Annotated in this window: 3 rRNA genes; all 3 read right to left on the reverse strand. The window is 57.1% G+C overall.

From position 1 onward, the window contains the following. Positions 1 to 20: 20 nt before the first annotated feature. The 3 genes from rrf to QFW96_RS30140 all read right to left on the reverse strand — a co-directional run bounded on the left by rrf (position 21) and on the right by QFW96_RS30140 (position 5,077). Positions 21 to 137 (reverse strand): 5S ribosomal RNA (gene rrf, locus QFW96_RS30130). A gap of 125 nt (positions 138 to 262) precedes the next feature. Then, positions 263 to 3,336: ribosomal RNA gene (locus tag QFW96_RS30135) — 23S ribosomal RNA — on the reverse strand. A 218-nt stretch (positions 3,337 to 3,554) separates the two neighbouring features. After that, positions 3,555 to 5,077: ribosomal RNA gene (locus QFW96_RS30140) — 16S ribosomal RNA — on the reverse strand. Together the 16S, 23S and 5S rRNA genes form the textbook arrangement of a ribosomal RNA operon. Positions 5,078 to 5,283 lie beyond the last annotated feature (206 nt).

The following is a 5,283-nucleotide window of genomic DNA, read 5'->3' on the forward strand; positions in this document are numbered from 1 at the left end:
CGGCCCCGTTGTAAGGAATGTGTCGGCGGTGTCTTACTCTCCCACACCCTAGCGAGTGCAGTACCATCAGCGCTGGGGAGCTTAGCTACCGGGTTCGGAATGGGACCGGGCGGACCCTCCCCGCCATCGCCACCGACAACCCTCTGCCCAACCCACACAGGGTCGGAAACCTTCGGGTGCCAATCTGCGTTGACACACATCTTGAGTTAACAACCCGCAGGTTGCTGTCTCAGACATCGTATAGTGGGTGCGTAACACCTTCGTGAGCAAGTCCTCGGCCTATCAGCACCGGTCAGCTCCACACATTACTGTGCTTCCACATCCGGCCTGTCAACCCGGTCATCTACCGGGAGCCTTAACCCACAAAGGGGCGGGAGACCTCATCTAGGAACAGGCTTCCCGCTTAGATGCTTTCAGCGGTTATCCCTCCCGAACATAGCCAACCAGCCGTGCCCTTGGCAGAACAACTGGCACACCAGAGGTTCGTCCGTCCCGGTCCTCTCGTACTAGGGACAGCCTTCCGCAAGTCTCCTACGCGCGCGGCGGATAGGGACCGAACTGTCTCACGACGTTCTAAACCCAGCTCGCGTGCCGCTTTAATGGGCGAACAGCCCAACCCTTGGGACCAACTCCAGCCCCAGGATGCGACGAGCCGACATCGAGGTGCCAAACCATGCCGTCGATATGGACTCTTGGGCAAGATCAGCCTGTTATCCCCGGGGTACCTTTTATCCGTTGAGCGACACCGCTTCCACCAGCCAGTGCCGGATCACTAGTCCCTGCTTTCGCACCTGCTCGACCCGTCAGTCTCACAGTCAAGCTCCCTTATACACTTACACTCAACACCTGATTGCCAACCAGGCTGAGGGAACCTTTGGGCGCCTCCGTTACCCTTTAGGAGGCAACCGCCCCAGTTAAACTACCCACCAGGCACTGTCCCCGATCCGGATCACGGACCCGAGTTAGATGCCCGGAACGACCAGAGTGGTATTTCACCAACGACTCCACCACCACTAGCGTGACAGCTTCACAGTCTCCCACCTATCCTACACAAGCCGAACCAAACACCAATACCAAGCTATAGTAAAGGTCCCGGGGTCTTTCCGTCCTGCCGCGCGAAACGAGCATCTTTACTCGTACTGCAATTTCACCGGGCCTGTGGTCGAGACAGCGGAGAAGTCGTTACGCCATTCGTGCAGGTCGGAACTTACCCGACAAGGAATTTCGCTACCTTAGGATGGTTATAGTTACCACCGCCGTTTACTGGCGCTTAAATTCTCCGCTACACCCCAAAGGGCTTTACGGGTCCTCTTAACGTTCCAGCACCGGGCAGGCGTCAGTCCATATACATCGCCTTACAGCTTCGCATGGACCTGTGTTTTTAGTAAACAGTCGCTTCTCCCTGGCCTCTGCGACCACCACCAGCTCCCACCGCAAAGGATGATCACCAGCAGTGGCCCCCCTTCTCCCAAAGTTACGGGGGCAATTTGCCGAATTCCTTAACCACAGTTCACCCGACCGCCTCGGTATTCTCTACCTGACCACCTGTGTCGGTTTCGGGTACGGGCCGTGCACACACTCGCTAGAGGCTTTTCTCGGCAGCATGGGATCACTCACATCACCACAACGGCTACGCATCACCCCTCACCCACAAGATGTGCGGATTTACCTACACACCGGGCTACAGGCTTACACCAGTACAACCACTCACTGGCAGAGCTACCCTCCTGCGTCACCCCATCACTTGACTACCGCGGAATCAGGTCCCATGCACTCAATGCTTCACCCGAAGGATCCACACATCGCGGATGGTTAGTCTCAACCGTTTCATCATGGGCGCATATGCACGGGTACGGGAATATCAACCCGTTATCCATCGACTACGCCTGTCGGCCTCGCCTTAGGCCCCGACTCACCCTGGGCGGACGAACCTTCCCCAGGAACCCTTGGTCATCCGGCGGAAGAGATTCTCACTCTTCACTCGCTACTCATGCCTGCATTCTCACTCCCACACAATCCACACCACGCTTCCGCGGACGCTTCACCTCGTGCAGGACGCTCCCCTACCCAACCCAACAAGTGGATTGGCATGGCTTCGGCGGTGCGCTTCAGCCCCGCTACATTGTCGGCGCAGGACCACTTGACCAGTGAGCTATTACGCACTCTTTCAAGGATGGCTGCTTCTAAGCCAACCTCCTGGTTGTCTAAGCGATCCCACATCCTTTCCCACTAAGCGCACACTTGGGGGCCTTAGCCGATGCTCTGGGCTGTTTCCCTCTCGACGACGAAGCTTCTCCCCCGCCGTCTCACTGCCACACTCAACTCAGGCGTATTCGGAGTTTGGCTGATCTCAGTAACCCGTGAAGGCCCATCAACCAACCAGTGCTCTACCCCACCCAAGCAACATGCGACGCTGCACCTAAATGCATTTCGGGGAGAACCAGCTATCACGGAGTTTGATTGGCCTTTCACCCCTACCCACAGCTCATCCCCCAGGTTTTCAACCCTGGTGGGTTCGGGCCTCCACACGGTCTTACCCGCGCTTCACCCTGGCCATGGGTAGATCACCCCGCTTCGGGTCTACACCACGCGACTCACACGCCCTATTCAGACTCGCTTTCGCTCCGGCTACCCCACAACCAGGTTAACCTCGCCACGCAGCAGTAACTCGCAGGCTCATTCTTCAAAAGGCACGCCATCACCCCTGCAAAGGAGGCTCTGACGGATTGCAGGCACATGGTTTCAGGAACTATTTCACTCCCCTCCCGGGGTACTTTTCACCATTCCCTCACGGTACTATCCACTATCGGTCACCAGGAAGTATTTAGGCTTAGCGAGTGGTCCCGCCAGATTCACAGCACCCTCCACGAAAGCGCTGCTACTCGGGAACACCACCACACACCGACCACGCATTTTCGCCTACCGGACTCTCACCGTCTACGGTCAGGTTTCCCAACCTGTTCAACTAACACGCAATCCAATGCTGAGAAGTCAGTAGCCTCCTCAAGCGATGTCCCACAACCCCGCACACGCAACCCCTACCAGGTATCCCACGCGCACGGTTTAGCCTCTTCCGCTTTCGCTCGCCACTACTCACGGAATCACCAGTGTTTTCTCTTCCTACGGGTACTAAGATGTTTCACTTCCCCGCGTTCCCCCTCACACCCTATATATTCAGGCATGAGTAACCCGACATCACTCGGGCTGGGTTACCCCATTCGGACACCCTCGGATCACAGCTCGTTTGACAACTCCCCGAGGACTATCGCGGCCTACCACGTCCTTCATCGGCCCCTGGTACCAAGGCATCCACCATGTGCCCTAAAAAACTTGGCCACAAAGATGCTCGCACCCACTATACAATTCTCAAACAACAACCCGAGAAACACACACAGAGCGTGCTCTCTCAGATACCCAACAGTGAACTGCCCAGCCAGCACCAGCCAGCCGAAAGTTAGTGTGTTCCACAATCCATCGAGCACCCGAGCAATGCCACGTGCGGACATTCAACTCGGACACTCCCAGCACGAAGACTGGGGTGTATTGCTCCTTAGAAAGGAGGTGATCCAGCCGCACCTTCCGGTACGGCTACCTTGTTACGACTTCGTCCCAATCGCCAGTCCCACCTTCGACCACTCCCTCCCACAAGGGGTTAGGCCATGGGCTTCGGGTGTTACCGACTTTCATGACGTGACGGGCGGTGTGTACAAGGCCCGGGAACGTATTCACCGCAGCAATGCTGATCTGCGATTACTAGCGACTCCGACTTCACGGGGTCGAGTTGCAGACCCCGATCCGAACTGAGACCGGCTTTAAGGGATTCGCTCCACCTCACAGTATCGCAACCCTCTGTACCGGCCATTGTAGCATGTGTGAAGCCCTGGGCATAAGGGGCATGATGACTTGACGTCATCCCCACCTTCCTCCGAGTTGACCCCGGCAGTCCCCTACGAGTCCCCGCCATCACGCGCTGGCAACATAGGGCAAGGGTTGCGCTCGTTGCGGGACTTAACCCAACATCTCACGACACGAGCTGACGACAGCCATGCACCACCTGTACACCAACCACAAGGGAAACCCCATCTCTGAGGCTGTCTAGTGCATGTCAAACCCAGGTAAGGTTCTTCGCGTTGCATCGAATTAATCCACATGCTCCGCCGCTTGTGCGGGCCCCCGTCAATTCCTTTGAGTTTTAGCCTTGCGGCCGTACTCCCCAGGCGGGGCGCTTAATGCGTTAGCTACGGCACGGAAACGGTGGAACCCATCCCCACACCTAGCGCCCAACGTTTACGGCATGGACTACCAGGGTATCTAATCCTGTTCGCTCCCCATGCTTTCGCTCCTCAGCGTCAGTATCGGCCCAGAGACCCGCCTTCGCCACCGGTGTTCCTCCTGATATCTGCGCATTTCACCGCTACACCAGGAATTCCAGTCTCCCCTGCCGAACTCAAGTCTGCCCGTATCGACCGCACGCCCACAGTTAAGCTGCAGGTTTTCACGGCCGACGCGACAAACCGCCTACGAGCTCTTTACGCCCAATAAATCCGGACAACGCTCGCACCCTACGTATTACCGCGGCTGCTGGCACGTAGTTAGCCGGTGCTTCTTCTACAGGTACCGTCAGTCACCCTTCGTCCCTGTCGAAAGAGGTTTACAACCCGAAGGCCGTCATCCCCCACGCGGCGTTGCTGCGTCAGGCTTTCGCCCATTGCGCAAGATTCCCCACTGCTGCCTCCCGTAGGAGTCTGGGCCGTGTCTCAGTCCCAGTGTGGCCGGTCACCCTCTCAGGCCGGCTACCCGTCGTCGCCTTGGTAGGCCACTACCCCACCAACAAGCTGATAGGCCGCGGGCTCATCCTGCACCGCCGGAACTTTCCACACACAGGAGATGCCTCCGTGTGTCGTATCCGGTATTAGACCTCGTTTCCAAGGCTTATCCCAGAGTGCAGGGCAGATTACCCACGTGTTACTCACCCGTTCGCCACTAATCCACCACCGAAGCGGCTTCATCGTTCGACTTGCATGTGTTAAGCACGCCGCCAGCGTTCGTCCTGAGCCAGGATCAAACTCTCCAACAATGCCTTGTTGAAACAATCCCAGCACACACTCAACAACCACACAGGGTCGGAGCGTGATACTCAAAGAAACCACCAACCACCATCAGCAGGCAAAACCCGCATCCAGTTGGTCAGGGGCATAAAAGAACACTAACCAAAACAGTCCACTGTTGAGTTCTCAAAGAACACACCCACACCATCCCTCACCACCCATTCCAGGGCCGCAA

It is taken from the genome of Saccharopolyspora ipomoeae (assembly GCF_029952525.1).
Lineage (GTDB): Bacteria > Actinomycetota > Actinomycetes > Mycobacteriales > Pseudonocardiaceae > Saccharopolyspora > Saccharopolyspora ipomoeae.